Consider the following 26,029-nt stretch of genomic DNA (forward strand, 5'->3'; position numbering starts at 1 on the left):
AACTGAAGACCATGACCGATTTTCACCGCATCAAGCGACTGCCGCCCTATGTCTTCGAGCAGGTGAATCGGATCAAGGCCGCCGCACGCAACGCCGGCGCCGACATCATCGACCTCGGCATGGGCAACCCGGACCTGGCCGCCCCCAAGCACGTCATCGACAAGCTGGTCGAAACCGCCGGCAAGCCGCGGACGGACCGCTATTCCGCCTCCAAGGGCATCGCCGGCCTGCGCCGCGCCCAGGCGGGCTACTACGAGCGCCGCTTCGGCGTGAAGCTGAACCCGGACACCCAGGTCATCGCCACGCTGGGCTCCAAGGAAGGCTTCGCCAACATGGCGCAGGCCATCACGGCGCCGGGCGACGTGGTGCTGGTGCCCAATCCCAGCTATCCGATCCACGCCTTCGGCTTCCTGATGGCGGGCGGCGTGATCCGCTCGGTCCCGGCCGAACCCACGGCCGAGATGTTTCGCGCGCTGGAGCGCTCCGTCATCCACTCGATCCCCAAGCCGATCGCCCTAGTGACCTGCTATCCGGCCAACCCGACCGCCTATACGGCCTCGCTCGATTTTTACCGGGACCTCGTCGCCTTCGCCAAAAAGCACGAGCTGATCCTGCTGTCCGACCTCGCTTATGCGGAGGTCTATTTCGACGAGAACGACCCGCCGCCCTCCGTCCTGCAGGTGCCGGGCGCGATGGACGTCACGGTCGAATTCACCTCCCTGTCGAAGACCTTCTCGATGGCCGGCTGGCGCATGGGCTTCGCCGTCGGCAACGAGCGCCTGCTCGCCGCTTTGGCCCGGGTGAAGAGCTATCTGGACTACGGCGCGTTCACGCCGATCCAGGTCGCCGCCACGGCTGCGCTGAACGGCCCCGACGACTGCATCCGCGAGATGCGCGAGACCTACCGCAAGCGCCGCGACGCGCTGGTGGACAGCTTCTCCAAGGCCGGCTGGGACTTCCCCGCGCCGCAAGCCTCGATGTTCGCCTGGGTCCGCATCCCCGAGCCGTTCCGCGAGATGGGCAGCCTGGAGTTCTCCAAGCTCCTGGTCGAGAAGGCGTCGGTGGCGGTGGCGCCCGGGATCGGCTTCGGCGAGCACGGCGACGAATATGTGCGCATCGCCCTGGTGGAGAACGAGCAGCGCATCCGGCAGGCCGCGCGCAACGTCCGCCGCTTTCTTGAAACGGCGGAAAAAACATTGCACAACGTCGTCCCGCTGGCGGCGCGCGGCTGACACTCGCGCCTTTTCGACAGGATCAGGTCATGGTTGAGGCCCTACGGGTCGGTATCGCCGGGCTCGGCACCGTGGGGGCCTCCGTGGTCCGCCTTCTCGACGCGCACGCCCGGACCCTGGAGGCGCGTTGCGGCAGGGGCGTCGCCATCGTGGCGGTGTCCGCCCGCGACCGCTCGCGCGACCGCGGCGTCGACATCTCCCGGTTCGAGTGGTTCGACGATCCGGTGGCGCTCGCCAGGGCCCCCGGCGTGGATTGCGTGATCGAGCTCATGGGCGGATCCGACGGCCCCGCCAAGGCGGTCGTCGAGGCGGCCCTCGCGGCGGGACGGCCGGTCGTGACCGCCAACAAGGCGCTCCTCGCCCATCATGGGGCGGCGCTGGCGAGGTTGGCGGAGGACAAGGGCGTCAGCATCGGCTTTGAGGCCGCGGTGGCCGGCGGCATCCCGATCGTCAAGGCGCTGCGGGAAACGCTGGCCGGCAACGTCGTCCACCGGATCTCCGGCATCCTGAACGGCACCTGCAACTACATCCTGTCGCGGATGGAGCTGGAGGGGCTCGGCTTTGAGGAGGTGCTGGCCGACGCGCAGCGCCTGGGCTACGCCGAAGCGGATCCCACCTTCGACGTCGGCGGCTTCGACACCGCCCACAAGCTGGCCATCCTGACCAGCCTCGCCTTCGGGACGCAGATCGACGCGGACGCGATCCATATCGAGGGCATCAGCTCCATCACGCCGCTGGACCTCAAGATGGCCGACGACCTCGGCTATCGCATCAAGCTTCTGGGCGTGGCGCAGCGCACCGAGACGGGCATCGAGCAGCGCGTCCATCCGACCATGACGCCCAAGACCTGGCCGATCGCGCAGGTCATGGGGGTCACCAACGCCGTGAATGTGCTGGCCGAACCGGTCGGCGAGATCACCCTGGTGGGTCCCGGCGCGGGCGGCGACGCCACCGCGTCCTCGATCCTGGCCGACCTCGTCGACGTCGCCCGCGGCGTCGTGGTTTCGCCCTTCGCCCAGCCGGTCGCCGGATTGGAGCGGGCCGAGCGGGCCCCCATGCAGCGCCACGAGGGCGGCTATTATATCCGCCTCTCCGTGCTCGACCGGCCCGGCGCCGCCGCCGCGATCGCCACCCGCATGGCGGAGCGCCAGATCTCGCTGGAGAGCATCGTGCAGCGCCGGCCTGGACCTCGCCCGTCCGGCGACGGCCGCTCCGGCGCGCCGGTCCCTGTCGTGCTGATCACCTACGCGACCACGGAGGCCGCGATCCGCGCCGCCATCGAGGCCATGATGGCGGACGGGCACATCGCCGAGCCGCCTCAGGTGATCCGCATCGAGCGGGAATAGCGCATGATGGGCGAGCGCCCATGCGGGCGCTTCGTCCTGAACGCGTCCAGCCGCGCAACCCTCCGGCGGCCTCCGTCTTTACGCCAGCGAGACTGCGCAACCTGTCCACACCCAGAAAGATCGGGGAAACGGCCGTGATCGATCATACCCACGACATCAATGTTCAGCCCAAGGACGTGATCGAGCGCATCCTGTCCATGGAGCTCGTGCGCGTCACCGAGCGCGCCGCCGTCTCGGCCGCCCGCCTGCGGGGCCACGGCAACGAGAAGGCGGCCGACCAGGCCGCCGTGGACGCCATGCGCCGCGAGCTGAACAAGCTCCCGATCGACGGCACCATCGTGATCGGCGAGGGCGAGCGCGACGAAGCTCCGATGCTGTTCATCGGCGAGCGCGTCGGCAACGGCAAGGGTCCCAAGGTCGACATCGCCGTCGACCCGCTCGAGGGCACGACGCTCTGCGCCAAGGATATGCCGGGCGCGATCGCCGTGATGGCCATGGCCCAGGCGGGGTCGCTCCTCTACGCGCCGGACGTCTACATGGACAAGATCGCGATCGGGCCCGGCTATCCGCAGGGCGTGGTCGACCTGGACGCCAGCCCGGCCGACAACATCGCCGCGGTGGCCAAGGCCAAGGGCGTCAAGCCGCATGAGGTCTCGGTCCTAATTATGGACCGCCCCCGCCACGCCGACCTGATCGCGGCGGTGCGCAAGACCGGCGCGTCGATCCGCCTGATCACGGACGGCGACGTCGCCGGCGTCATCTTCACCGCCATGCAGCACGAGACCGGGATCGACCTCTATTTGGGCGTCGGCGGAGCGCCGGAAGGCGTGCTGGCGGCCGCGGCGCTGCGCTGCGTCGGCGGCCAGATGCAGGGCCGCCTCATCCTCGACACGCCCGAGAAGGTGGAGCGCGCTCGCGGCATGGGCGTCGCCGATCCGAAGCGGAAATACGAGATGATCGACCTCGCCGCCGGCGACGTCATCGTCTCGGCCACAGGCGTCACCGACGGGCAGCTGCTCTCGGGCGTGCGCTTCGGCAAGGAGGTCATCCACACGGAGACCATCGTGTACCGCTCGATCACCGGGACGGTGCGCAAGATCCAGGCGGAGCACCGCGAATTCGAGAAGTTCCGCCTCGACTGAGGCGCTCACATTCGCGCTGGAGGGGCGGGTCGCCTGGCCCGCCCGGAGGGAGGGCGGCCGTCGCCGGAAAGACCGCGCGGCGTGACGCCCCTCGACGCCACGCCGCCACGCGGAGAGCCCCCCGACTCCCGCGCCGGCCCGGTGGCAAAGCACACCAAGACGCTAACAGCCCAAACGCGGCGCCGGCGTCAAGTTAAAAAACATCAAGCCGGTATACTGCGTAGGGCGATGTCGAACCGAGCCCCGTGCATGTTGAAGATTGACGACTTGTCTGTGTTCCAACCGTGGCCCTAGGAGAGCTTCGGCGCCTTTCGGGCAAGGTGGGCGGCGAGAGCCTTGGCGAAGGCCTCCGAGTCGAGCGGCTTGCCCCAGATCGGGACATTGGCGTAGCGCTCGGGCAGAACCGGCTGCGCATAGCCGCTGGCGAACAGGAACGGCACCTGACGCGCCCTCAGCTCCTCGGCGAGCGGAAACACGAGCTCGCCGTGCAGATTGATGTCCAGGATGGCCATCGAGATCGGCCCCTTGGCGTCGGAGATCAGCGCGCGGGCCTTGCTGACGCTGGCGGCCGGGCCGATCACCTCGGCTCCCAACCTGCGCAATGCATGCGCGAGGTCGAGCGCGATGAGGTTTTCGTCCTCCACCACCAGAATACGATGTTGGTCGAGCCGGGGCTCGTTATACGTCGTCGCCATATTCAGCATCTCGCCAGACAACGCGCAGCGCCCCCCGGAGGGTGCGCGACGGATAGCCGCTCAGGCTGCTAGCGCACCGGCGGCGCCGGATGGGTGGGATCGATCCACAACACGGTCTCAGGCTTTTCGACCGGCTCGATGTCGAGATTGACCGCGACCGCCTCGCCGTCGCTGCGCACCAGCACGCATTCGAGCACCTCGTCGGGGCTGGCGTTGATCTCCTGGTGCGGGACGTAAGGCGGCACGTAGATGAAATCGCCCGGGCCGGCCTCCGCCACGAATTCGAGCGCCTCGCCCCAGCGCATCCTGGCCTTGCCCTTCAGCACATAGATCACGCTCTCCAGATGTCCGTGGTGATGAGCGCCCGTCTTCGCGTCCGGGTGGATCGTGACGGTCCCGGCCCACAGCTTCTGCGCCCCGACCCGGGCGAAGTTGATGGCCGCGCGCCGGTCCATCCCGGGCGTCTGGGCGGTGTTGGGATCGAGTTGGGAGCCGGAGATCACCCGCACCCCGTCATGCTTCCAGCGGCCGTCGTCGTGGCCATGGGCGAGGTCGCCCTGGGCATCGTGGGAGTGGGGATGAGAATGGGCATGATCGCCGGACATCGGGCTTCGGCCTTTTTCAGACTCAGGATGGGCGACACTGCACCACGTTTGAGGCTGGAAAGCAGCCGCCGCCGACGATATCGAAGAGGGACGAGCCGCCTGGCGGACGATGGATCCGCCGGCGCGAAGAACACTCAGGCGGAAGCGCTCATGGCCGTACGGCAGGACGAGGGAAGCTACGACTACATCGTCTGCGGCGCCGGGTCGGCGGGGTGCGTGCTGGCCAACAGGCTTTCGGCCGACCCCAAGGCGCGCGTGCTCGTGCTCGAAGCCGGCGGCATGGACAACTGGATCTGGTATCACATCCCGGTCGGCTACCTGTTCGCCATCGGCAATCCGCGATCGGACTGGATGTTCACGACCGAGCCGCAGGCGGGGCTCAACGGCCGGGCGATCGCCTATCCGCGCGGCAAGGTGATCGGCGGCTCGTCGGCCATCAACGCCATGATCTATATGCGCGGCCAGGCGGCCGACTATGACGGCTGGCGCCAGCTCGGTTTGACCGGCTGGGGTTGGGAGGACGTGCTGCCGGCCTTCCTGGCGCAGGAGGACCATGCGGCGCCTCCCAATGAGTTCCACCGTTCGGGCGGCGAATGGCGGGTCGAATATCCGCGCGTGCGCTGGGACATCCTGGACGCCTTCCAGGACGCCGCCGAGGAACTCGGCATCCGCAAGGTCAAGGACTTCAACACCGGCGACAACGAGGGCTCGTCCTACTTCCAGGTCAACCAGAAGCGCGGGCGCCGCTGGAGCGCGGCGCGCGGCTTCCTGCGCCCCGCGATGAAGCGCCCGAACCTGCGTCTCGAGACGGGCGTCATGGTGGAGCGGGTGCTCGTCGAGGAGGGCAGGGCGGTCGGCGTGGTCTATCGCCAGGGCGGCGTCGAGAAGACGGCCCGGGCGGCCGGTGAGGTCATCTTGTCGGCCGGGGCGGTCGCCTCGCCCAAGCTGCTGCAGCTTTCGGGCGTGGGGCCGGGCGGGCTGCTGCAGGAGCACGGGATCCCGGTGCTCCGGGACCTGCCGGGCGTCGGCGAGAACCTGCAGGATCACCTGCAGATCCGCCCCGTGTTCAAGGTCACGGGCGTGCGCACGCTCAACATCGACTACCAGTCGCTGATCAAGCGGGGGCTGATGGGCGCCGAATGGGCTTTGCTGCGCACCGGCCCGCTCACCATGGCGCCGTCGCAGCTCGGCCTGTTCACCCGGTCCTCGCCGGACTACGCGACGCCCAACCTGCAGTTCCACGTGCAGCCGCTCTCGCTCGACAAGTTCGGCGACCCGATGCACGCCTTCGCGGCCTTCACGGCCAGCGTCTGCAATCTGCGCCCGGCGAGCCGCGGCACGGTCCGCATCAGGTCGTCGGACGCGGCCGCGCCGCCGGCGATTTCGCCCAATTACCTCGCCGCGGAGGAGGACCGGCGCGTCGCCGCCGATGCGCTGAAGCTGGTGCGCCGGATCGTGCGGGCCAGGGCGCTCGAGCGGTTCCACCCGGAAGAGTACAAGCCCGGCGCGCACCTGACCTCGGAAGAGGATCTCGCCAAGGCCGCCGGCGACGTGTCCTCGACGATCTTCCACCCGGTCGGCACGGCCAAGATGGGCGTTGCGGACGATCCCCTGGCGGTGCTGGATGAGCGGCTGCGGGTGCGGGGAGTGGAGCGGCTGCGCGTCATCGATGCGTCGTCCATGCCGCGCATCACCTCCGGCAACACGAACTCGCCCACCATGATGATCGCCGAGAAGGGCGCGCGAATGATCCTGGAGGACGCCAGGACGCGCTAGCGCGTGACGGCCCGGACGATGGCCTCGGCCACGAGCTCCGACATGCAGACCCGGCGCGAGCCGGCGTCGGCCGGCTCTTCCCTCAGCTTCTGGCGTTCGAACTCCAGATACTGCATGGCCGCGTAGCGCCGGAATAGGTTGAGCCCGGCCCGGTCGGAGACTTCCCGGATCTTGCCGACGATGCGCCAGTAGAGCTTCTCGTGCCGGACGCTCGGCGCAAAGGGCGGGTCGATCAGGATGAAATCGACGTTGCGGGCCTTCAGCCAGTCGGCGGCGTCCTTCAGGGTGCGGCCGAACTCCTCGGGATCGGCCATCGCCAAGGCGTCGGGCGCGCCCACCTGCCACAGGACGAGGTCCGGTTCGCCGCTGCTCACGGCGGCCCGCAGGTTGTTGAAGTCGTTCTGGGCCAGGCCCGAGGGCGGCCCGTCGTCGACGAACTCGAACTTCACGGCGGGAAGGCGTTTCGACAATTCCTGGTGCAGGCGCGTCCGGCGCTGCTCGGGGAGCACGCCGGGTCCGCCGATCGAGGGGCCGAGCACCAGCAGCTTTACGGGGCGCTCGCGGTCGATGAGCCGCTCGGTGCGCTTCAGGTCGGCCGGAAGGGCGACATAGACGTCGGGCACGCGGCAACGCGCCGAGACTTCGGCGACGGCCGGAGCGCTGGTCGACAGCGAGAGGCCGAACGCCAGCAACGCGGCCAACGCCAGCGCTCCGGTCAGAGCGCCTGTGCGGGCTGCTCGGCCTCCGCGCCGCGCGGGCGCATCGCCGTCTTGGCGGCGACTTTCGTCTCGCCACCCGTCCTGTTCCATTCGAGCGCCCATGCCAATCCGACCTGCAGGCCGAGGCCCACGGCGATGACGAGCAGATCGATCGTCGGATCTCCGCCTCCGACGATCCTGAGCACCTGCCCGCCAATCGCCAGAATAGTTCCCAATCCGAAAATCGCCAAGGAATGGCGTCCCAGCCACATCAGCGGCGCCGCGAAGCTCCACTTCCGCACCCAGGATTCGACCGGCAGATAGGCCGCCACATAGGCCAGAGCCAGAACATGCAGAAGCCGCGGAAGCGACAGGATGTGCTTGTCGTCCTCCCAGAGGAAGCGGGGCAGGCCCAGCACGCCCTCCGGATAGATCTCGGCCTTCTTCCACGCGAGCGCGAAGAGGAGATAGACGACGCTGGCGGCCAGAAGCGCCCGCGACCGCAGCAAGGTCCGCCCGGCGACGGCCATGGATCCCGCGCACAGGCCGATCGTGAACAAGAGCTGCCAGGCGAAGGGATTGAAGAACCAGGTGTTGTCCACGCCCGGATAGCTCGGCAGCCCCAGCCCGGCCTGGGCGCACAGATACATGGCGAAGGACGCCGTCAGGGCGAAAGGCCAGCTGGCGCCGACCAGCGTCATCAGCGCCGGCGCCATCAGCAGCAGCATCACGTAGAGCGGCAGGATGTTGAGGTAGGACGGCTGCAGGCCCAGCGTGGCGATGCCGATCATGCTCGCGGCCGGCGTGGCGGTCAGGAGGTCGAAATTCATCGCCTCCAGCAGGCGGGGGTCCTGCGTGGCGACCGACGCGTAGGCCACCAGGGCCGCGCAGGCCACCAGCACGACGATATGGGCCGAGTAGATCTGGAACGCCCGCAGGACCATGCGGAAGGACTGGCGCGGCGCGTCCCCGGCGGCGAAGCGCGGCAGGTAGGCGAGCGCGGCCGCGAACCCCGCCAGAAGCACGAACACCTCCGCGGCGTCGGAGAAGCCGAAATTCTTGTGCGTGTAATGCTCGAACGCGGTGCCGGGCACGTGATTGACGAAGATCGTCGCAAGCGCCAGGCCGCGCCACGCGTCGATGCTCTTGATCCTCAAACGTTCAGCAGCCATCGACGTCTCCCGCGCTCCGCGAGCAACAGGGTGAAATGGTCTTCGTTCCCTCCGAGAAGCGGCCGGCGACGCGTTGCATCGTCGCACTTGCACCCGCCATTGACCGGCAGTGTACCCTTGGCCACCCGATACCATGAATCAATAATTGGTTAAGATGGCGTGAATGCGCCGTGTTCGTTCAGCGCACGTTCAGGTCGCCGTGCTAGAGCTGTACGTGAAATGAGGCCAACACGAGCTTTGTCCTGATGTCCGGTTCGATTTTCCGCGTCGCCGCTTTCGCAGCAGGCTTGTTCGCCGCCATCGCCAGCCCGCTCGCGGCGAGCGCCGCCGAAACGCCTTGCCAAGCGCCGGGACTGTCCCGCGCGTTGCATGCGGACGCCATCACGCGCCGGCTGAAGCAGTCCCGCCCGGTCAGCATCCTGGCCATCGGGTCGTCCTCCACGGAAGGCGTCGGCGCCTCCGCCAAGGACCGTTCCTATCCGGCGACCCTGGAGCACCTGCTCCAGCGCACCTGGCCCACGGCCCGCATCCGCGTCGACAACGCCGGCGTCGGCGGCGAGACGGCGGGCGCGACCCTGCAGCGGCTCAAGCAGGCCCTGGCGGGGCCGGCCTACAGCCTGGTGATCTGGCAGGTGGGCACCAACGACGCGGTCAAGGGCGACGACGAGGCGGCGTTCCGGTCGATGCTGGAGAGCGGCATCGCCATGGCGCGCGAGGCCAAGGTCGAGCTTGTCATCGTCGACCAGCAGCTCTTCCCGGGCATCAAGGATATGCCGCGCTACGAGCGCTACGTCGCCGCGGTCTCGGACGTGGCCGGCCGCAACGACGTGGCGGTCTTCTCGCGATTCCAGATGATGCGCACTTGGGCCGCCGACGGGCGCGAGCATCTCGAGGCCGCGCTGTCGGCCGACGCCTTCCACATGAACGACCGCGGCTACGAGTGCCTGGCGCAGGGCCTCGCAGCCCCGATCCGGCAGGCGGTCGGACCGGGCGTTCCCGTCCCGGTCGCGACGGTGGGCGACCCTTCGTCGATCTGAGCCGACAGGCTCAGCTGATCCTGCCGCGGGCCGCCACCGGCAGCTCGCCCACGATCTCGTCGCCCCTCACGGCGACGACGCGGTCCACCATGTTCACCACGACGCAGACATGGTTGGGCACGATGCGCACGACGTCGCCGACCTTCGGGCGGTCGTTGCAGGCCCGCAGGTCGAGGAACCCGTGCTCCTCCGCGAACTGCGCGATGCGCGCTTCCGGGTGCTCCAGGATCAGCCCGTGCCCGTCCAGGCCGCCGCCGGTGTCGCTCGTCAGGGTCTTGGAGCCCGAATCCAGGATGCCGCGCTCCGGCCCGGCCCGGCTCACCACCGTCGCGTAGACCGTGAGGGCGCAGTCCTCGAGCGTCGCGATTCCGGCCCGCATCATCATGCGGTCGTTGTAGATGCAGGTGCCGGCGCGGTGCTCGGTGACGCCGCTCAGCTTGCCCAGATGGGCGAGGTTGGGCGTGCCGCCGGACGAGATCACGCGGGCCTGGAGCCCGGCGTCCCGCAGCCCCGCGAGCGCCTCGTCCATGAAGGCCTGCGTCTCGGCCATGCGGGTCTCGGGCGGGTACATCATCAGCCCGGCGAAGGCGAGGCCCGGACGCGAGGCGATGTCCTTGGCCAGGGCCACGGCCTCGGCCGGCGTCTCGACCCCGGCGCGCTTGCGGCCGGTGTCGCATTCCACCATGACCTCCAGGTCGCGGCCGCCGATGCGGGCGGCCTCGGGCAGGCCGGCCACCACGGTCGGGTTGTCGGCCGCCACCCTCATCCGGGCGCGGTCGAGGAGGCGGCCGAGCCGGCCCATCTTCTCCTCGCCGAGCAGGTTGTAGGTGATGAAGATGTCGTCGAAGCCGGCCTCCGCCATCACCTCGGCCTCGCCGATCTTCTGGCAGGTGATGCCCTGCGCCCCGCCCTCGCGCTGCATGGCGGCGATCACGGGGCTCTTGTGGGTCTTGATGTGGGGCCGGTTGGCCACGCCCGCCGCGTCGCACAGGGCCTGCACCCGGGCGATGTTGCGCTCCACCACGTCGAGGTCGACGACCAGCGCCGGCGTGCCGTAGCGGCGCGAGACTTCGGCCTTCAGCTCTTCGATCGACATGCTCAGCTCCGGATCAGCAGGATGGCCTCGATCTCGACCGCCATGCGGTTGGGCAGCGAGCCCATGCCGACGGCCGAGCGGGCGTGGCGGCCGGCGTCGCCGAGCACCTCGACCAGAAGGTCCGAGCAGCCATTGATCACCTTGGGATGATCGCCGAAATCAGGTTCCGCGTTGACCATGCCGAGCAGCTTCACCACCGCCTCGATCCGCGACAGGTCGCCCAGCGCCGCCTTGGCGACGGCCAGCATGTTGAGGGTGGTGAGCCGGGCCTCCTGGTAGCCTTCCTCGATCGTCATGTCGCGGCCGAGACGTCCTGGCTTGTAGGAGCCGTCCGTGCGGCGCGGCCCCTGCCCGGAGAGGTAGAGCAGGTTTCCGGCCCAGCGGTAGGGCACGTAGTTGGCGACCGGGGTCGGGGCGACCGGCAGGGTCAGGCCGAGCGAGGCGAGCTTGTCTTCGGGGGTCATCGGAGCGTCTCCAGCATCGTCCTCCCCCCTATGCCACATCTGGCGGGAGAGGACGACGCCGACGACGCGCCTCAGACCTCGCTGTGTTTCGATGAAAACACAGCGAGGTCTAGGTTTATGGGTTGTCACATGGTTCTTGCGAAAGCCGGATTCCACCTTTTCGCAGCATGCTCTAGTTGGACGCCTGCTGCTTGCCGGCGCTGGTCACGCGCCAAACCTTGCCGCCGACGTCGTCGGCGACCAGCAGGGCGCCGGACTTGTCCTCGGCCACGCCGACCGGCCGGCCGCGCGCTTCGCCGTTCGGCCCCAGGAAGCCGGTGAGGATGTCCTTGGGCTCGCCGGCCGGCTTGCCGTCCTTGAACGGGACGAAGATCACCTTGTAGCCGCTCGGCGGCTTGCGGTTCCAGGAGCCGTGCTGGCCCACGAAGGCGCCGCCGTCATAGCCCTGGCCCAGCGCGTCGCCGGTGTAGAAGGTCAGCCCCAGCGACGCCGTATGCGCGCCCAGCGCGTAGTCCGGCGCGATCGCCTTCTGGACCAGATCTGGCTTCTGCGGGCTGACGCGCGTGTCGACATGCTGGCCGTAATAGCTGTAGGGCCAGCCATAGAACGCGCCCTCTTTCACCGAGGTCATGTAGTCGGGCACGAGGTCGCTGCCGATCTCGTCGCGCTCGTTGACGGCGACCCAGAGCTGCTTGGACTGCGGCTGCCAGGAGAGGCCGTTCGGATTGCGTAGGCCAGAGGCGAAGACCCGGAACGTCCCCGAGCCGGGATCCACTTCGAGAACCGCGGCGCGGTTCGTCTCCGCCTCCATGCCGTTTTCCGCCACGTTGCTGTTGGAGCCCACCGTGACATAGAGCTTCGACCCGTCCGGGCTGGCTGTGACGTCCTTCGTCCAGTGGTGGTTGATCGTGCCGGCGGGCAGATCGGTGACCTTGCGGCCGGGGTCGGTGATCCGGGTGTCGCCCTCTTTGTAGGAGAAGACCATCAGCGCGTCGGTGTCGGCCACGTAGAGCTTGTCGCCGACCAGCGTCATCCCGAAGGGCGAATGCAGGCCCTCCAGCAGCACGCTGCGGGTCTCCGGGACGCCGTCGCCGTCCTTGTCGCGCAGGAGCGTGATGCGGTTGGCGCTGGGGGTGCTGGATCCGGCCTTCTTCATCAGGAGATGCATGATCCAGCCCTTGGGTCCCTTGCCGTCGTCGGGTTTGGGCGGCGCGTCGCTCTCGGCGACCAGCACGTCGCCATTGGGCAGCACGTGCAGCCAGCGCGGATGCTGCAGGTCGCTGGCGAAGGCCTTGACGGCCAGGCCCTGCGCGGCGGTGGGCTGCTCGCCCTGCGGCCAGCCCTTGGCGTCCGCCACCTTCACGGTCGGGATCAGGGTGGCGTTCGGCTGGGGCAGGGTGGGGTTGGGGCCGAACCCCTTCTCGGCCGGAATCGTCGCCTGCTCGCCGCAACCGGACACGGCGAGAGCGGCGCCGAGGGCGCCCAGGGCGATGAGGGAATGGGTCGTCATGCCGGTCCTGCTTTCTTCCCGGGCCGGCTGATCGAGCGGCCGGACCCGTGCGCCCCCGCCGAAGCAATCCGGAGAGCGCCCGTTCCGTTCAGATCGCGCCCGTGCGGCACGTCGGCGCACGGTTCGCCGGCGTCGCGCGGGTCAGGTCTTCAGCTTGTAGCCCGTCGCGAACACCCGCCAGACCACGACGAGGCAGACCGCCATGAAGGCCAGCGTCATGGCCAGGCTCACGCCGACGCCGACGTCCGAAACGCCGTAGAAGCTCCAGCGAAAGCCGCTGACCAGATAGACGACCGGATTGAAGAGCGTCACTTTTTGCCAGAACGGCGGCAGCATCGCGATGGAGTAAAAGCTCCCGCCCAGGAAGGTGAGCGGAGTGATGATCATCATCGGGACGATCTGCAGCTTTTCGAAGCTGTCCGCCCAGATCCCGATGATGAAGCCGAACAGGCTGAACGTGACCGCGGTGAGCAGCAGGAAGGCCAGCATCCAGAACGGGTGGGCGATGCCGAACGGCACGAACAGCCGCGCCGTGACGAGGATGATCAGTCCCAGGATCACCGACTTGGTGGCCGCCGCCCCCACATAGCCGAGCACGATCTCGCCCGCCGAGATGGGCGCCGAGAGCACCTCGTAGATCGTGCCGGAGAAACGCGGCATGTAGATCCCGAAGGACGCGTTCGACAGGCTCTCTGTCAGGATCGAGAGCATGATCAGGCCGGGGACGATGAACGCCCCGTAGCTGACGCCGTCGATCTCCGCCATGCGCGAGCCGATGGCGGAGCCGAACACGACGAAATAGAGGGACGTGGACAGCACCGGCGAGGCGATGCTCTGCATGAGGGTGCGCCAGGTGCGCGCCATTTCGAAGAGGTAGATGGCCTTGATGGCGTGGATGTTCATGCCGCGCCCCTCACCAGGCTGACGAAGATCTCCTCGAGCGAGCTCTCGGTGGTGCGCAGGTCCTTGAAGTCGATCCCGTGCTCGCCGAGCCGCCTCAGCAGCGTCGCGATGCCGCCCTGGTCGGCCTGCGCGTCGAAGCTGTAGGTCAGCTCCGAACCGTCCTGCGACAGCTCCAGCGAGGCGTCGGCCAGGTCGGCGGGCAGGGCGGCCAGCGGCGCGCGCAAGTGAAGCGTCAGTTGCCGTCGCCCAAGCTTGCGCATCAGGGCTGCCTTCTGCTCCACCAGCACGATCTCGCCCTTGCGGATGACGCCGATGCGGTCGGCCATCTCCTCGGCTTCCTCGATGTAATGGGTCGTGAGGATGACGGTGACGCCGGTCTCGCGCAGCCCGCGCACCATCTCCCACATGCTGCGCCTGAGCTCGACGTCGACGCCCGCGGTCGGCTCGTCGAGGAACAGGATCTTGGGCTCGTGCGACAGCGCCTTGGCGATCATCACGCGCCGCTTCATCCCGCCGCTCAGCGCCATGATCTTGGAATGGCGCTTGTCCCACAGGGAGAGGTCCTTGAGCACCTTCTCGATGTGAGCCGGGTCGGCGGGCTTGCCGAACAGGCCGCGGCTGAAGGTGACGGTGTTCAGGACCGTCTCGAACATGTCGGTGGAGAGCTCCTGGGGCACCAGCCCGATGAGGGACCGGGCGGCGCGGTAGTCCTTCACGACGTCGTGGCCGGCGATCCGCACGGATCCCTCGGTCGGATTGACGATGCCGCATACGATCCCGATCAGGGTCGTCTTGCCTGCTCCGTTCGGACCGAGCAGGGCGAAGATCTCGCCGGCGGCGATGTCGAGGCTGACATGGCTGAGCGCCTGCAGGCCGCTGGCGTAGCGCTTCGACAGGTTCTGGATGGAGATGATGGGGGACAAGCGGGCTCCTGGCGTTCTCGCCCGGTCGGCGACGCACGCCGCTAGATAGCGCGCCGGCGCCGTCGCGGCGATGGGCCGCCGCGAAATCGCCCGGCGTCTTGCCGCCGGCCTGTCGGAGTGCTGCACTCCCGTTCGTCCTAAGGCTCGAGGAGCCCGAACGAGGAAGCGCCCCCCATGCTCTACGCCATACTCTGCTACGATTCCGAGGACGTCGTCGGCTCCTGGTCCAAGGAGGAGGACGACGCCGTCATGGCCAAGCTCGGCGTCGTCCAGGAGAAGCTGGCCCAGCAGGGCCGCCTCGGGCCGGTGGCGCGGCTGTTGCCGACCACGTCGGCCACCACGGTCCGCAAGGGGCGCGACGCGCTGATCATCGACGGACCCTTCGCGGAGACGAAGGAACAGCTCCTCGGCTTCTACATCATCGACTGCTCCAGCCTGGAGGAGGCGATCGAGACCGCCAAGGATCTGGGCAAGGCGAGCAGCTCCGCCGGGGCCTACGAGATCCGGCCCGTGTCCCTGTTCCGGCCCGGACAGGCGGGCTCATGACCGACATCGCCTGGATCCACGCGGCCCTGACCTCGGCGCGGCCCCAGGCCGTGGGCGCGCTGCTGCGCTATTTCCGCGACCTCGACGTCGCCGAGGAAGCCTACCAGGACGCGTGCCTTCGGGCGCTCCGGACCTGGCCGAAGAACGGGCCGCCGCGCGATCCCGCCGCCTGGCTGATCTTCGTCGGCCGCAACGCCGCCATCGACCAGACCCGCCGCGACCGGCGCCAGCAGCCGCTTCCGGACGAGGAGGCGCTCTCCGACCTGGACGACGCCGAGGAGGCCATGGCCGCCCGGCTGGACGGGGCCGATTACCGGGACGACGTGCTGCGGCTGATGTTCATTTGTTGCCACCCGGACCTCGCTCCCACGCAGCAGATCGCGCTGGCGCTGCGCATCGTGTCCGGCCTTAGCGTGGCCAGGATCGCCCGGGCCTTCCTGGTCGGCGAGAGCGCCATGGAGCAGCGCATCACCCGCGCCAAGGCCAGGGTGGCGGCCGCCGACGTCCCGTTCGAGGCCCCGGGGCCGCTGGAGCGGGCGGACCGCTTCGCCTCGGTGGCGTCCATGATCTACCTGATCTTCAACGAGGGCTATTCGGCCGGCCCGCAGGGCGGGAGGGCGCCCCTCTGCGACGAGGCGATCCGGCTGGCCCGCCTGCTGCTGAGGCTGTTCCAGACCGAACCCGAGATGATGGGGTTGCTCGCCCTCATGCTCCTCCAGCATTCCCGCACCCCGGCGCGCCACGCCGCCGACGGCTCCATCGTCCTGCTGGACGACCAGGACAGGACGTTGTGGAACAGGGCGATGATCGCCGAGGGACTGGCCCTGGTCGACAAGGCGTTCCGGCACCGGCGCGCCGGGCCCTACCAGGTGCAGGCCGCCATCGCGGCGCTTCACGCCCGGGCCGCGACGCCGGCCGACGTCGATTGGGTGGAGATCGACCTGCTCTACGGCGTGCTGGAGCGGCTGCAGCCGTCGCCCGTCGTGACGCTCAACCGCGCGGTCGCGGTGGGCAAGACGCGCGGCCCGGAGGCGGCGCTGGCGCTGATCGAGCCGCTGCGGGAGAGGCTCTCCGGCTATTTCCATTTTCACGGCGCCAGGGGCGCGTTCCTCACCCAGCTCGGCCGCGCCGCGGAGGCGCGCGAAGCTTTCGGCCGGGCGATCGCGCTGGCGGGCACGGCCGCCGAGGCGGCGCATATTCGCCAGCATCTTGACCGGCTTCTCCAGGAGGCGGACGGCGGGTAAGAAGACGCGCGCTGATGTCGGGACGGGCCGTCGACGCTCGTCCTAGGAGGGAAGCGGCCGGTGCACGCGCCATGCCGCACAGGACGGAGGACGACGATGCGGTTCATGATGCTGATGATCCCGAACGACTACGCGGCCGCCAACGCCGACGCCCGGCCGAGCGCCGAGGCGGTCGCCGAGATGATGAAGTTCAACGCGGCGCTGAAGGAGGCCGGGGCGCTGATCGCGCTGGACGGCCTGCATCCCCCCGCCACCGGGGCGAGGGTGTCTTTCTCGAACGGCCAGCCCAGCGTCGCTCTCGGCCCCTTCCCCGGGGCGAAGGAGATGCTGGGAGGCTACTGGATGATCGACGTCGCGTCCCGCGACGAGGCCATCGCCTGGGCGTCGAAGTGCCCGGCGGCGGATGGCGACATGATCGAGATCCGCCAGGTGTTCGAGATGGCCGACTTCCCGCCCGACGTGCAGGCCGCCGTCACGCTGTGAGAGCGTCGGCGCGGACGAGCGGCCAGGAGGCCGCCGTCCGGGCGAGGCTCAGGGAAGGGCCCTGAGATAGCGCACGGTGCGCCCCACGCTGACCGCCTGCGCGGCGTGCACGATGGCGTTGGCGTCGATGCCGTGGTGGCGGTAGAGGTCGGCGATGGTGCCGGTCTGGCCGAAATGCTCGACGCCGAGCGCCTTCTGCCGGTGGCCGTGGACGCCGCCGAGCCAGGCCAGCGTGGCCGGGTGGCCGTCCAGCACCGAGACGATCCCGCAATCGCGCGAGAGCGGGCCGAGCAGGCGCTCGATATGGCTTTCGGCGCTCGTGGTTCCGCGCTGGCGCGCGCGCTCGGCCGCCTGCCAGCCGGCGTTGAGCCGGTCGGCCGAGGTGATGGCCAGCAGGCCGACGTCGCGGCGGTCCTCCGACAGGAGCCCCGTCGCGGCGATGGCCTCCGGGGCCACCGTTCCCTGATAGGCGATCACCACGCTGGCGTTCGGCCCGGGCGGTCGCATCCAGTAGGCGCCGTTGACGACGTCGCGCGCCAGGTCGGGCGTCATGGACCGCAAGGGCTGCTCCAGCGGCCGGGTCGACAGGCGCAGATACACCGAGCCGCCGGTCTGGTCGCGCAGCCAGGTGGTCTCGTCGGGGTCGCCCTCGCCGTCGCGCTGCATGTAGTCGAAGGCGAAGCGCATCATGACGGCGAGTTCGTCGACGAAGGCCGGCTCGAAGGCGCACAGACCGTCCTGGGCCATGCCGATCAGCGGCGTCCCGATCGACTGGTGGGCGCCGCCCTCCGGGGCCAGCGTGACGCCCGAGGGCGTCGCCACCAGTAGGAAGCGGGCGTCCTGGTAGCAGGCGTAGTTGAGCTGGTCGGCGGCGCGGTAGATGAACGGGTCGTAGACCGTCCCGATCGGCAGCAGGCGCGCGCCGTTGATGGAGTGCGACAGCCCGAGCGCCGACAGCATGATGAAGAGGTTCGATTCGGCGATGCCGAGCTCGAAGTGCTGGCCCTTGGGCCCGAACTCCCAGCTGTATGTCGATGGGATCCGCTCGGCCTTGAAGGTGTCGGCCATGCTTTCGCGGGCGAATAGCCCCCGGCGGTTCACCCACGGCCCGAGATTGGTCGACACCGTCACGTCCGGGGCGGTGGTGACGATCCGCTCGGCCAGCGGCGTCGGCTCGCGGGCGATCTCGTTCAGGATCTGCCCGAAACCCATCTGCGTGGAGATCGGCTTGCCGCCATGGGCGGGAACGTGCAGGACCTCCGGCACCGGCACGGTGGGCGCCGACAGCCGGCGCCGGCCCTCCGCGAAGAAGGGCGCCTGCGCGACGAAGGCCTCCAGCTCGGCGGCGTCGCGGCTCACCGCCTCCCACTTGTCCCACTCGTGGCCGGGACGCACGCCCATTTGCCGGCGGAAGCCCTCCATCTGGGCGGGGGTCATCAGCCCGGCGTGGTTGTCCTTGTGGCCGGCGAGCGGCAGCCCGTAGCCCTTGATGGTGTAGCAGATGAAGCAGACCGGCCGGTCATGCGTGGAGGCCTTTTCAAAGGCCTCCAGCAGGCTCGGCATGTCGTGGCCGCCGAGATTGACCATGAGGGCGCCGAGCTCCTCGTCGGACCGGCTCTCGATGAGGCGGGTGACAGGCCCCTGGTCGCCGATCTCGTCGAGCAGGCGCTTGCGCCAGGCCGCGCCGCCCTGGAAGGTCAGGGCGGAGTAGAGCTGGTTGGGGCAGCGCTCGATCCAGTCCCTCAGGGTCTCGCCGCCGGGTTCGGCGAAGGCGGCCTCCTGCAGGGAGCCATGCCGCAGGATCACGACGTCCCAGCCGAAATTGGCGAAGATCTGCTCGAACTTCTGCCAGAGACCCTCGCGGACCACCGAATCGAGCGACTGGCGATTGTAGTCGACGACCCACCAGGTGTTCCGCAGGCCGTGCTTCCAGCCCTCGATGAGGGCTTCGTAGATGTTGCCCTCGTCCATCTCGGCGTCGCCGATGAGGCTGATCATGCGGCCGTCGGGCCGGTCCTTCATCCATCCGTGGGCGCGGACATAGTCCTGCACCAGCGAGGAGAACAGCGTCTGCGCGACCCCGAGCCCGACCGAGCCGGTCGAGAAATCGACGTCGTCGACGTCCTTGGTGCGCGACGGATAGCTCTGCGCGCCCTTGTAACTGCGGAAGGCCTCGAGCTTCTCGCGGGTCTGGTTGCCGGCGAGATACTGGATGGCGTGGAAGATCGGCGAGGCGTGGGGCTTCACGGCGACCCGGTCCTGCGGGCGCAGGGCGGCGAAGTAGAGCGCCGTCATGATGGAGCCGAGCGAGGCCGACGAGGCCTGGTGGCCGCCCACCTTCACCTCGCCGGCGGGGCGCAGGTGATTGGCGTTGTGGATGGTCCACGACGCGAGCCAGAGCACGCGGCGTTCGATTTCGCGGAGGAGGGGGAGGCGGGGGTCGGTCATGCGCTCATTCAACGTGTTGCCCGGGCGCGACGCAATCCCGTTTCGGTCCGGGCTGCGCCGCTCAGGCGTGATGGCAGGCGACCTCCGCGCCCCCGCGAGCCGCGAGAAGCGGCCGCTCCTCCCGGCACCGCGCGTCGGCCAGGCCGCAGCGCGGGTGGAACGGACAGCCCGACGGCGGGTCGATGGGGTTCGGCGCCTCGCCGGCCGGGACCACCCGGTCGCGCCGGGGCGCGTCCATGTCGGGGATGGTGTCCAGCAGCAGGCGCGTATAGGGGTGCCGCGGCTGGGCGAACACGTGCTCGGCCGGGCCCTGCTCGACGAAGCGGCCCAGATACATGACCGCGAGATCGTCCGAGATGTGGCGCACCACGGCGAGGTTGTGGCTGATGAACAGGTAGGTCAGGCCCAGCTCCTGCTGCAGGCCCTTCATCAGGTTCAGCACCTGCGCCTGCACCGAGACGTCCAGCGCCGAGGTGGGCTCGTCGCACACCAGGAACTCCGCCTCCGTGGCCAGCGCCCGGGCGATGGAGATGCGCTGGCGCTGGCCGCCCGAGAACTCGTGCGGATAGCGCCCCCCATCGGTGCGCGCGAGGCCGACCATCTCCAGCAGCGAACCGACCCGCGCCGCGACGTCGGCGTGATGGCGCAGCAGCTTCAGCTCCCGGATCGGCTCGGCCACGATGTCCTCGACCCGCCAGCGCGGGTTCAGGCTGGCGTACGGGTCCTGGAAGATCATCTGGATCCGGGGCGGCTGGCCCGGCGCATGGGCGGCGTCGCCGAAAGCGAGCCCGCCGGAGGTCGGCCGGTAGAGGCCGACCACGAGCCGGGCCAGGGTGGACTTGCCGCAGCCGGACTCGCCCACGATGCTGAAGGTCGACCCGCGGCGGACGCGAAAGCTCACCCCATCGACGGCCTTCAGCACGCGGGCGGGCTCGCGCGACAGCATGGAGAACAGGCCCGGCCTGCGCAGCGTGAACCAGCACGCCGCGTCGTCGACCCGCAGGATGTCGTCGGCGGGCGCGGAATTCACGGCCAGCGCGGGAGGGACGGCGGCGTCAGCCAGCATGGCGGTCCTCCTCGACGGGTCGCCAGCAGGCGGCCGCATGCGGGCCGGCGCCCTCCAGTGGCGGACGCTCCGCCCGGCAGCGGTCGACCGCGCGCGGGCAGCGCGGATGGAAGGCGCAGCCCTGCGGCCAGGACCCGGGGCGCGGCATCGCGCCGTCGATCTGCTGCAGCGTGGCCGAGCGCCGGCGCACGCTGGGGATCGAGGCCATGAGCCCCTGCGTGTAGGGATGGCGCGGGTGGTGGACCACGTCGTCCACCGGGCCGATCTCCACGATGCGACCGGCGTACATGACCGCGACGCGGTCGGCCGTCTCGGCGATCACGCCCATGTCGTGGGTGACCAGCATGATGGCCGCGCCATGCTCGCGGCAAAGGCGCCGCAGCAACGAGGTGATCTGGGCCTGGATGGAGACGTCGAGCGCGGTCGTCGGCTCGTCGGCGATGATCAGCTCCGGTCCGGCGCACAGCGCCAGCGCGATGACCACGCGCTGCCTCATGCCGCCGGAAAACTGGTGGGGATAGTGGTCGATCCGCACCTCGGGCGCCGGAATGCCGACCTCGCGCAAGAGCGACAAAGCGCGCCGTCGCGCCTCCGCCTCGCCGACCGGCAGATGCGTCCGGATGGTCTCTACGATCTGGTCGCCGACGCGCAGCAGCGGGTTGAGGGAGGTGAGGGGGTCCTGGAACACCGCCCCGATCCGCTTGCCGCGGATGCGGCGCATGTCGCGGGCGCCGAGTTGGTCGATGCGCTCGCCCCGGAGCGCGATGGACCCGCCCAGCATGCGCCCGGGCTTCTCCAGCAGTCCGATGACGGCCGTCCCGGTGAGGGACTTGCCAGCGCCGGATTCGCCGACGACGCCCAGGATCTCGCCCGCCGCGATGTCGAAGCTGACGTCGCTCAGCGCCGTAACGGTCCCGCGCCGGCCATCGAAGCCGATAGCGAGGTCCTTCACCGACAGGACGGGGAGGGACTGCGCGTCCAGGGCGGCGACGCTCATCCTGGCCTCCTGACGACGGGGTAGGCGGAGGAGAAGATCTCCTCCACGGGCGGGTGGCCCAAGGTGCGGCGCGGATAGAGGGCCATGACCTTGTCGAACTGCGCCTGGGCGCGGCGCTGGTCGGCGGCTTCGTCCACGCCCGGAATGGCCCGGTCCTCCATGGCGAAGCGGCCGTCCACGATCACGGCGCTGAAATCGCGCCCGTGGCCGGCCAGCATCATGGTCTGGATCGGGTCGATGACCTGTCCGAGATGCGGCCGGTCGAGGTCGAACACCGTGATGTCGGCGCGGCAGCCGGGCGCGAGCCGGCCGAGATCGGGACGGCCCAGCGCATCGGCGCCGCCGAGCGTCGCGGCGTCGTAATAGTCCTCCGAGCGGCAAGCCTGGCCGTCGCCGGCGAGCACGCGGCACAGCATCATGCCGGCCTGCATGTTCATCACCATGTCGGGGGGCGACGTGTCGGTGCCGAGCCCCATCCGCAGACCCAGGGCGCGGTAGCGGCCGAAATGATCGATGGCGCCGCCATGCCGGCCGGAGACCAGCGGGCAATGCACGATGACGGAGCCGGCCTCGGCGATGATGGCGAGGTCGCGGCCAGGCCGCTCGACCATGCGGCTGCCCGAAACCACGGTCCCGTGCGGCAGCAGGGTGCGGGGCGTCAGGAAGCCGAGGCTTCGCAGCCATTCCGGCGGGCTCGCGCCATGAAGGCGCACGACCGTGTCGTACTCGATTTTGGACTGGCAGCAATGCAGCCGCACCGGCACGCCCAGCGCGCGCCCTGCTTCGGCGGTCCGGCGCAGCAGGGCGGCCGTGGAGGTCTCGATGCGGTCCGGCGCCAGCATGGTGCGGACGAGGCCTCCGGCCGTTCCCTCGAAGGTCTCGCAGAAGCGGATCGCCTCGGCGAGGCCGGCGAGGCCTCGTTCCTCATCGAAATGAAGCCCGACTACGCCATCCGGCTCAGCCACCATGTTGCCGGTGCGGTAGGCCTGGCCGAGATAGATGCGAAGGCCGAGATCCGCGGCGGCCTCCGCCGCTCCGGCGAACTCCGCGAAGGTCTCGCCCCATTCCCGGTAGAACAACGACGCGATGGGCAGCGCGGTGGTGATCCCGTTGCGCAGCAGGGTCGCGAAGGCGTGGCGCTTGGCGAAGACGAGCTCCTCCGGCGTCAGCATCTCGAACGGGCCGGCCTCCAGATAGGTGCGCGGCCAGACCCGGCCCTTCCGGACGGCGGGCTGGTTGTCATAGGCCAGGATGGTGGTGTCGAGGTCCGAGAGGGCGTCGAGATCGACGAAGCCCGGCCCGATCAGGGCGTTTCCATGGTCGATGTCCTCGGCGACCTCGCCCGGGAAGTCGTGGCCGACGAAAAGGATCGCCCCATCCTCGAACACCACCTCGCCGTCGCGCAGCAGCGCATGCCGTCCGTCGCGATGACCGACCACCCAGCGGGACCGGAGACGGACGCGGCCGCGGGGGCGGCGGGCGGCCATCAAGGAACCTCGACGAGGCAGCGCCCGTCGCGGGCCGTCACCTTGCCGCGCTTGACCACGAGGCGGCGCACGGGGCGAGTGACGACGGCTTCGGTGACGGTCTCGCCGTCGACGACCAGCAGGTCGGCCCAGTCGCCCACCTTCAGGCCGTAGTCCGTCAGCTCCATGACGGCGGCGCCGCCCGTGGTGCACACGGCGAAGCCGATCTCGACCTCCTCGTCCTTGCGGAAATTGTTGCGGAGGCCCAGGAACATGGCCCGCTCCAGCATGTCCGCATTTCCATAGGGGCCCCAGGTGTCGCGGATGCCGTCCGATCCGGAGCACACCCGCACGCCGGCCTCCACGAGCCTGCGGACCGGAGGCGCGGGGCGGGAGGCCGGGCCGGTCGTCATGATGGCGATGTCGAGGGCGATCAGCTCCTCGATCATGGGGTCGACCAGGTCGCGGTCCGCCGAACCCAGGCAGAACGCATGGCTGACCACGACCTTGCCGGCCATGCCGAGCGCCCGCGTGCGCTCGAAGATGAGGTCCATCGAGAAGGCGCCCATCTCGCCCGGCTCGTGCAGGTGGATGTCGAGCGGCCGCCCATGCTTCTGCGACAGGGCGAAGATGGCGTCGAGATGCCCCTTCGGGTCGCGGTCGATGGCGCAGGGGTCGAGCCCGCCGACGACCTCGCAGCCGGCCGCCATGGCGGCGTCGAGCAGCTCCAGGGTGCCGGGCCGCCGCAGGAGGCCCGACTGGGGAAAGGCCACGATCTGGATGTCGACGAGGTCCCTGTAGCGCTCGCGGGTGGCCATGACGCCCTCGACTCCCCACAGGCCGTGGTCGGTGTCGACGTCGACATGGGTGCGGATATGGGTCGTGCCCATGCGCGCCGACTGGGCGACCTGCCGGGCGGACTGGCGCGCCGGATCGATGTCGAGCGGCTTCTTGAGCTGGCGCTCGTTGTCGATCTTGTCGAGAAGGCGCGGGCCGGCGCTGTTGGGCCGCCACCCCATGCCCCAGAGCGACTTGTCGAGATGGGTGTGGGCCTCCACGAGCCCGGGCAGCAGCAGGGCCCCGCCGCCGTCCTCGACGGCCACGCCGGCGGGGGCTTCGAGCGCCGGAGCGACGGCGTCGATTCGGCCGCCCTTGACCAGGACGTCCACGGACGCCGCGCCCATCGGACGGACATTGCGCAGCAAAAGGTCGTGAGCCATCGGGGGGAACTCCGTTTTGAGGGTCAGCGCAGCCGCGGGTTGAGGGCGTCCCTCAGCCAGTCGCCGAGGAGGTTGACGGACAGGACGATGAGCCCGAGCTGCACGGCGGGGAACACCACCAGCCACCATGCGCCCGAGAACAGGTACTGGTTGCCGATGCGGATCAGGGTCCCCAGCGAGGGCTGGGTCGGCGGCATGCCCACGCCCAGGAAGGACAGCGTCGCCTCCGACAGGATCGCGAGGCCCAGATTGAGCGTCGCGGCGACGAGCACGGGCGTCAGCGTGTTGGGCAGGATGTGCTTGCGCATGATCCTTAAGGAGGGCACGCGGATGATCCGCGCCGCCTGCACATACTCCTTGCCCCGCTCCACCATGGTCGAGGCCCGCACCGTGCGGGCGTATTGCACCCACCCGGTGAGCGAGATGGCCGCCACCAGGATCGCTCCCGCGAAGGGTCCGCGCAGCGACGGGGGCAGCAGCTCGCGAAACACCGCGCTGAGCAGGATGGCCACGAGCAGCGTCGGGATGCTCAGCACCGTGTCGCCGACGCGCATCAAGAGGTTGTCGATCCCGCCGCCGAAATAGCCGGCCACGAGTCCCACCGTGACGCCGATGGCCATCGAGGCGATGACGCTGGCCGCGCCGATCAGGATGGAGAGCCGGCTGCCATAGAGGATCGCGGAGAGCACGTCGCGGCCCTGCGGATCGGTGCCCAGCCAGTAGGGCCGCTCGCCGTCGGCGGACCAGATCGGCGGCAGCTCCGCCTTGTCGAGGAACAGCTGGGTCAGATCGTAGGGGTTCTGAGGCGCGAACAGCGGCGCAAACAGCGCGGCGAGTACGATCACGACGATGACCACGGCCGAGCCCATGGCGACCGGGCTGCGGCGGAAGCTCCAGCCGACGTCGCTGTCCCACGCGCCGCGCAGCCGGCCGGCGAAGTCAGCGCGCATGGGCGCCTCCCTGCAGGGCGTCCTGGCGCAGGCGCGGGTCGACCACCGCATAAAGCAGGTCGACCAGCGTGTTCAGCGCCACGAAGATGAAGGAGACCACCATCAGGTAGGCGGCCATCACCGGGATGTCGATGAAGGTCACCGCCTGGACGAACAGGAGGCCCATGCCGGGCCACTGGAACACGGTTTCGGTGACGAGCGCGAAGGCGATCAGGTTGCCGATCTGCAGCCCCGTGACGGTGATCACCGGCATCAGGCAGTTGCGCAGGGCGTGGTGGAAGTTCACCGCCCGCTCGCGCAGGCCGCGGGCGCGGGCGAAGCGGATGAAGTCGGCGCGCAGCACCTCCAGCATCTCGGCCCTCACCAGCCGCATCACGAGCGTGATCTGGAACAGGGAGAGGGTGATCCCGGGCAACACCAGCGCCGCGCGGCCCGACGGGGTGAGGAATCCCGTGGACCACGGGCCGAGCTGCACCACGTCGCCGCGCCCGAAGGCGGGCAGCCAGCCCAAGGTCACCGAGAAGAGCAGGATCAGCAGGATCCCCACCGCGAAGCTCGGCAGGGAAACCCCCAGCACCGAGACGAATTGCAGCGCCTGGGCGGCGGCGGAACTTCGACGGATGGCCGTGTAGACGCCGAGCGGAACGCCAATCAGCAGCGACAGGACGGTCGCCACGATCACGAGCTCGAAAGTGGCCGGGAAGCGCTCGGCGATCAGCGTCGAGACCTCCTGCTGATTGCGGAACGAGATGCCGAACTCACCGCGCGCGGCGTTGGCCACGAAGGTCGCGAACTGGAGGACGAAGCCGTGGTTGAGGCCGAGTTTCTCGCGCAACTCGTCGCGCTGGGCCTGCGAGGCCTGCTCGTTCAGCATCAGCTCCACGGGATCGCCGACGAAGCGGAAGATCATGAAGGCGAAGAACGCCACCGCGAGCATCACTCCCGCCGCATGGGCGATCCGCTTGATCAGAAAGGAGAGCATCAGGGCCTCCGGCCTCGAGTTCGGGGCG

24 protein-coding genes are annotated in these 26,029 nt (G+C 69.4%); 8 read left to right on the forward strand and 16 right to left on the reverse strand.

The window, feature by feature from the left end; genetic code table 11:
* The first annotated feature begins 11 nt into the window (after positions 1-11).
* The 3 genes from ABEG18_RS10160 (at position 12) to glpX (ending at position 3,720) form a co-directional block, all read left to right on the forward strand.
* Complete coding sequence (locus ABEG18_RS10160) at positions 12-1,232, forward strand: LL-diaminopimelate aminotransferase (RefSeq protein ID WP_406857945.1); 1,221 nt, start codon at positions 12-14, stop codon at positions 1,230-1,232.
* Between the two features lie 29 nt (positions 1,233-1,261).
* A complete protein-coding gene (locus ABEG18_RS10165) occupies positions 1,262-2,578 on the forward strand; it encodes a homoserine dehydrogenase (protein WP_406857946.1) in 1,317 nt (438 codons plus the stop codon).
* Between the two features lie 197 nt (positions 2,579-2,775).
* Positions 2,776-3,720 carry a class II fructose-bisphosphatase gene (gene glpX / locus ABEG18_RS10170; RefSeq protein ID WP_406858580.1) on the forward strand — a complete coding sequence of 315 codons (945 nt, stop codon included), beginning with the start codon at positions 2,776-2,778 and terminating at the stop codon, positions 3,718-3,720.
* 290 nt (positions 3,721-4,010) lie between these two features.
* On the opposite strand, the gene ABEG18_RS10175 is transcribed toward glpX, so the two are convergent.
* Both ABEG18_RS10175 and ABEG18_RS10180 read right to left on the reverse strand, forming a co-directional pair.
* Positions 4,011-4,415: a response regulator gene (locus ABEG18_RS10175; RefSeq protein WP_406857947.1), complete on the reverse strand. Its 405-nt coding sequence runs from the start codon at positions 4,413-4,415 to the stop codon at positions 4,011-4,013.
* A 68-nt stretch (positions 4,416-4,483) separates the two neighbouring features.
* On the reverse strand, positions 4,484-5,020 hold the full coding sequence (locus ABEG18_RS10180; protein WP_406857948.1) for a cupin domain-containing protein: 537 nt from the start codon (positions 5,018-5,020) through the stop codon (positions 4,484-4,486).
* Positions 5,021-5,170: 150 nt separating this feature from the next.
* Between ABEG18_RS10180 and ABEG18_RS10185 the strand changes: the two genes are divergently transcribed.
* On the forward strand, positions 5,171-6,796 hold the full coding sequence (locus tag ABEG18_RS10185) for a GMC family oxidoreductase (RefSeq protein ID WP_406857949.1): 1,626 nt from the start codon (positions 5,171-5,173) through the stop codon (positions 6,794-6,796).
* On the opposite strand, the gene ABEG18_RS10190 is transcribed toward ABEG18_RS10185, so the two are convergent.
* Both ABEG18_RS10190 and ABEG18_RS10195 read right to left on the reverse strand, forming a co-directional pair.
* Positions 6,793-7,497: a hypothetical protein gene (locus ABEG18_RS10190; RefSeq protein ID WP_406857950.1), complete on the reverse strand. Its 705-nt coding sequence runs from the start codon at positions 7,495-7,497 to the stop codon at positions 6,793-6,795. The genes ABEG18_RS10185 and ABEG18_RS10190 overlap by 4 nt on opposite strands.
* 14 nt (positions 7,498-7,511) lie before the next feature.
* Positions 7,512-8,666 (reverse strand): OpgC family protein, encoded by a 1,155-nt coding sequence (locus tag ABEG18_RS10195; protein ID WP_406857951.1) that lies wholly within the window; start codon positions 8,664-8,666, stop codon positions 7,512-7,514.
* A gap of 245 nt (positions 8,667-8,911) precedes the next feature.
* Between ABEG18_RS10195 and ABEG18_RS10200 the strand changes: the two genes are divergently transcribed.
* Positions 8,912-9,703: an SGNH/GDSL hydrolase family protein gene (locus tag ABEG18_RS10200; RefSeq protein ID WP_406857952.1), complete on the forward strand. Its 792-nt coding sequence runs from the start codon at positions 8,912-8,914 to the stop codon at positions 9,701-9,703.
* A 10-nt stretch (positions 9,704-9,713) separates the two neighbouring features.
* On the opposite strand, the gene ABEG18_RS10205 is transcribed toward ABEG18_RS10200, so the two are convergent.
* The 5 genes from ABEG18_RS10205 to ABEG18_RS10225 form a co-directional block, all read right to left on the reverse strand.
* A complete protein-coding gene (locus ABEG18_RS10205) occupies positions 9,714-10,799 on the reverse strand; it encodes a D-TA family PLP-dependent enzyme (RefSeq protein WP_406857953.1) in 1,086 nt (361 codons plus the stop codon).
* A 2-nt stretch (positions 10,800-10,801) separates the two neighbouring features.
* On the reverse strand, positions 10,802-11,263 hold the full coding sequence (locus tag ABEG18_RS10210) for a RidA family protein (protein ID WP_406857954.1): 462 nt from the start codon (positions 11,261-11,263) through the stop codon (positions 10,802-10,804).
* A 172-nt stretch (positions 11,264-11,435) separates the two neighbouring features.
* The gene (locus ABEG18_RS10215; RefSeq protein ID WP_406857955.1) at positions 11,436-12,773 is read right to left on the reverse strand and encodes a PQQ-dependent sugar dehydrogenase; all 1,338 of its coding nucleotides are present in this window, start codon (positions 12,771-12,773) and stop codon (positions 11,436-11,438) included.
* A gap of 141 nt (positions 12,774-12,914) precedes the next feature.
* A complete protein-coding gene (locus ABEG18_RS10220; protein ID WP_406857956.1) occupies positions 12,915-13,676 on the reverse strand; it encodes an ABC transporter permease in 762 nt (253 codons plus the stop codon).
* Positions 13,673-14,599 (reverse strand): ABC transporter ATP-binding protein, encoded by a 927-nt coding sequence (locus ABEG18_RS10225; protein ID WP_406857957.1) that lies wholly within the window; start codon positions 14,597-14,599, stop codon positions 13,673-13,675. The genes ABEG18_RS10220 and ABEG18_RS10225 overlap by 4 nt, the downstream gene beginning before the upstream one ends.
* A 174-nt stretch (positions 14,600-14,773) precedes the next feature.
* Between ABEG18_RS10225 and ABEG18_RS10230 the strand changes: the two genes are divergently transcribed.
* The 3 genes from ABEG18_RS10230 to ABEG18_RS10240 all read left to right on the forward strand — a co-directional run bounded on the left by ABEG18_RS10230 (position 14,774) and on the right by ABEG18_RS10240 (position 16,872).
* Positions 14,774-15,145 (forward strand): YciI family protein, encoded by a 372-nt coding sequence (locus ABEG18_RS10230; RefSeq protein WP_406857958.1) that lies wholly within the window; start codon positions 14,774-14,776, stop codon positions 15,143-15,145.
* Positions 15,142-16,389: an RNA polymerase sigma factor gene (locus tag ABEG18_RS10235; RefSeq protein ID WP_406857959.1), complete on the forward strand. Its 1,248-nt coding sequence runs from the start codon at positions 15,142-15,144 to the stop codon at positions 16,387-16,389. The genes ABEG18_RS10230 and ABEG18_RS10235 overlap by 4 nt, the downstream gene beginning before the upstream one ends.
* A gap of 96 nt (positions 16,390-16,485) precedes the next feature.
* A complete protein-coding gene (locus tag ABEG18_RS10240; RefSeq protein WP_406857960.1) occupies positions 16,486-16,872 on the forward strand; it encodes a YciI family protein in 387 nt (128 codons plus the stop codon).
* A gap of 48 nt (positions 16,873-16,920) precedes the next feature.
* Here the strand turns inward: ABEG18_RS10240 and ABEG18_RS10245 are convergent, their stop codons facing one another.
* The 7 genes from ABEG18_RS10245 to ABEG18_RS10275 all read right to left on the reverse strand — a co-directional run bounded on the left by ABEG18_RS10245 (position 16,921) and on the right by ABEG18_RS10275 (position 26,001).
* The gene (locus ABEG18_RS10245; RefSeq protein WP_406857961.1) at positions 16,921-19,320 is read right to left on the reverse strand and encodes a transketolase; all 2,400 of its coding nucleotides are present in this window, start codon (positions 19,318-19,320) and stop codon (positions 16,921-16,923) included.
* A 61-nt stretch (positions 19,321-19,381) separates the two neighbouring features.
* Positions 19,382-20,386 (reverse strand): ABC transporter ATP-binding protein, encoded by a 1,005-nt coding sequence (locus tag ABEG18_RS10250; protein WP_406857962.1) that lies wholly within the window; start codon positions 20,384-20,386, stop codon positions 19,382-19,384.
* Positions 20,376-21,383 (reverse strand): ABC transporter ATP-binding protein, encoded by a 1,008-nt coding sequence (locus ABEG18_RS10255; protein WP_406857963.1) that lies wholly within the window; start codon positions 21,381-21,383, stop codon positions 20,376-20,378. The genes ABEG18_RS10250 and ABEG18_RS10255 overlap by 11 nt, the downstream gene beginning before the upstream one ends.
* A complete protein-coding gene (locus ABEG18_RS10260; RefSeq protein ID WP_406857964.1) occupies positions 21,380-22,870 on the reverse strand; it encodes an amidohydrolase family protein in 1,491 nt (496 codons plus the stop codon). Before ABEG18_RS10260 ends, ABEG18_RS10255 begins: the two co-directional genes overlap by 4 nt.
* Positions 22,870-24,069: an amidohydrolase family protein gene (locus ABEG18_RS10265; RefSeq protein WP_406857965.1), complete on the reverse strand. Its 1,200-nt coding sequence runs from the start codon at positions 24,067-24,069 to the stop codon at positions 22,870-22,872. The genes ABEG18_RS10260 and ABEG18_RS10265 overlap by 1 nt, the downstream gene beginning before the upstream one ends.
* A gap of 23 nt (positions 24,070-24,092) precedes the next feature.
* Positions 24,093-25,019 (reverse strand): ABC transporter permease, encoded by a 927-nt coding sequence (locus ABEG18_RS10270; protein ID WP_406857966.1) that lies wholly within the window; start codon positions 25,017-25,019, stop codon positions 24,093-24,095.
* On the reverse strand, positions 25,009-26,001 hold the full coding sequence (locus ABEG18_RS10275) for an ABC transporter permease (RefSeq protein ID WP_406857967.1): 993 nt from the start codon (positions 25,999-26,001) through the stop codon (positions 25,009-25,011). Before ABEG18_RS10275 ends, ABEG18_RS10270 begins: the two co-directional genes overlap by 11 nt.
* Positions 26,002-26,029: the final 28 nt, after the last annotated feature.

Origin of the sequence: Alsobacter sp. KACC 23698 (genome assembly GCF_045348435.1) — a bacterium.
Lineage (GTDB): Bacteria > Pseudomonadota > Alphaproteobacteria > Rhizobiales > Beijerinckiaceae > Alsobacter.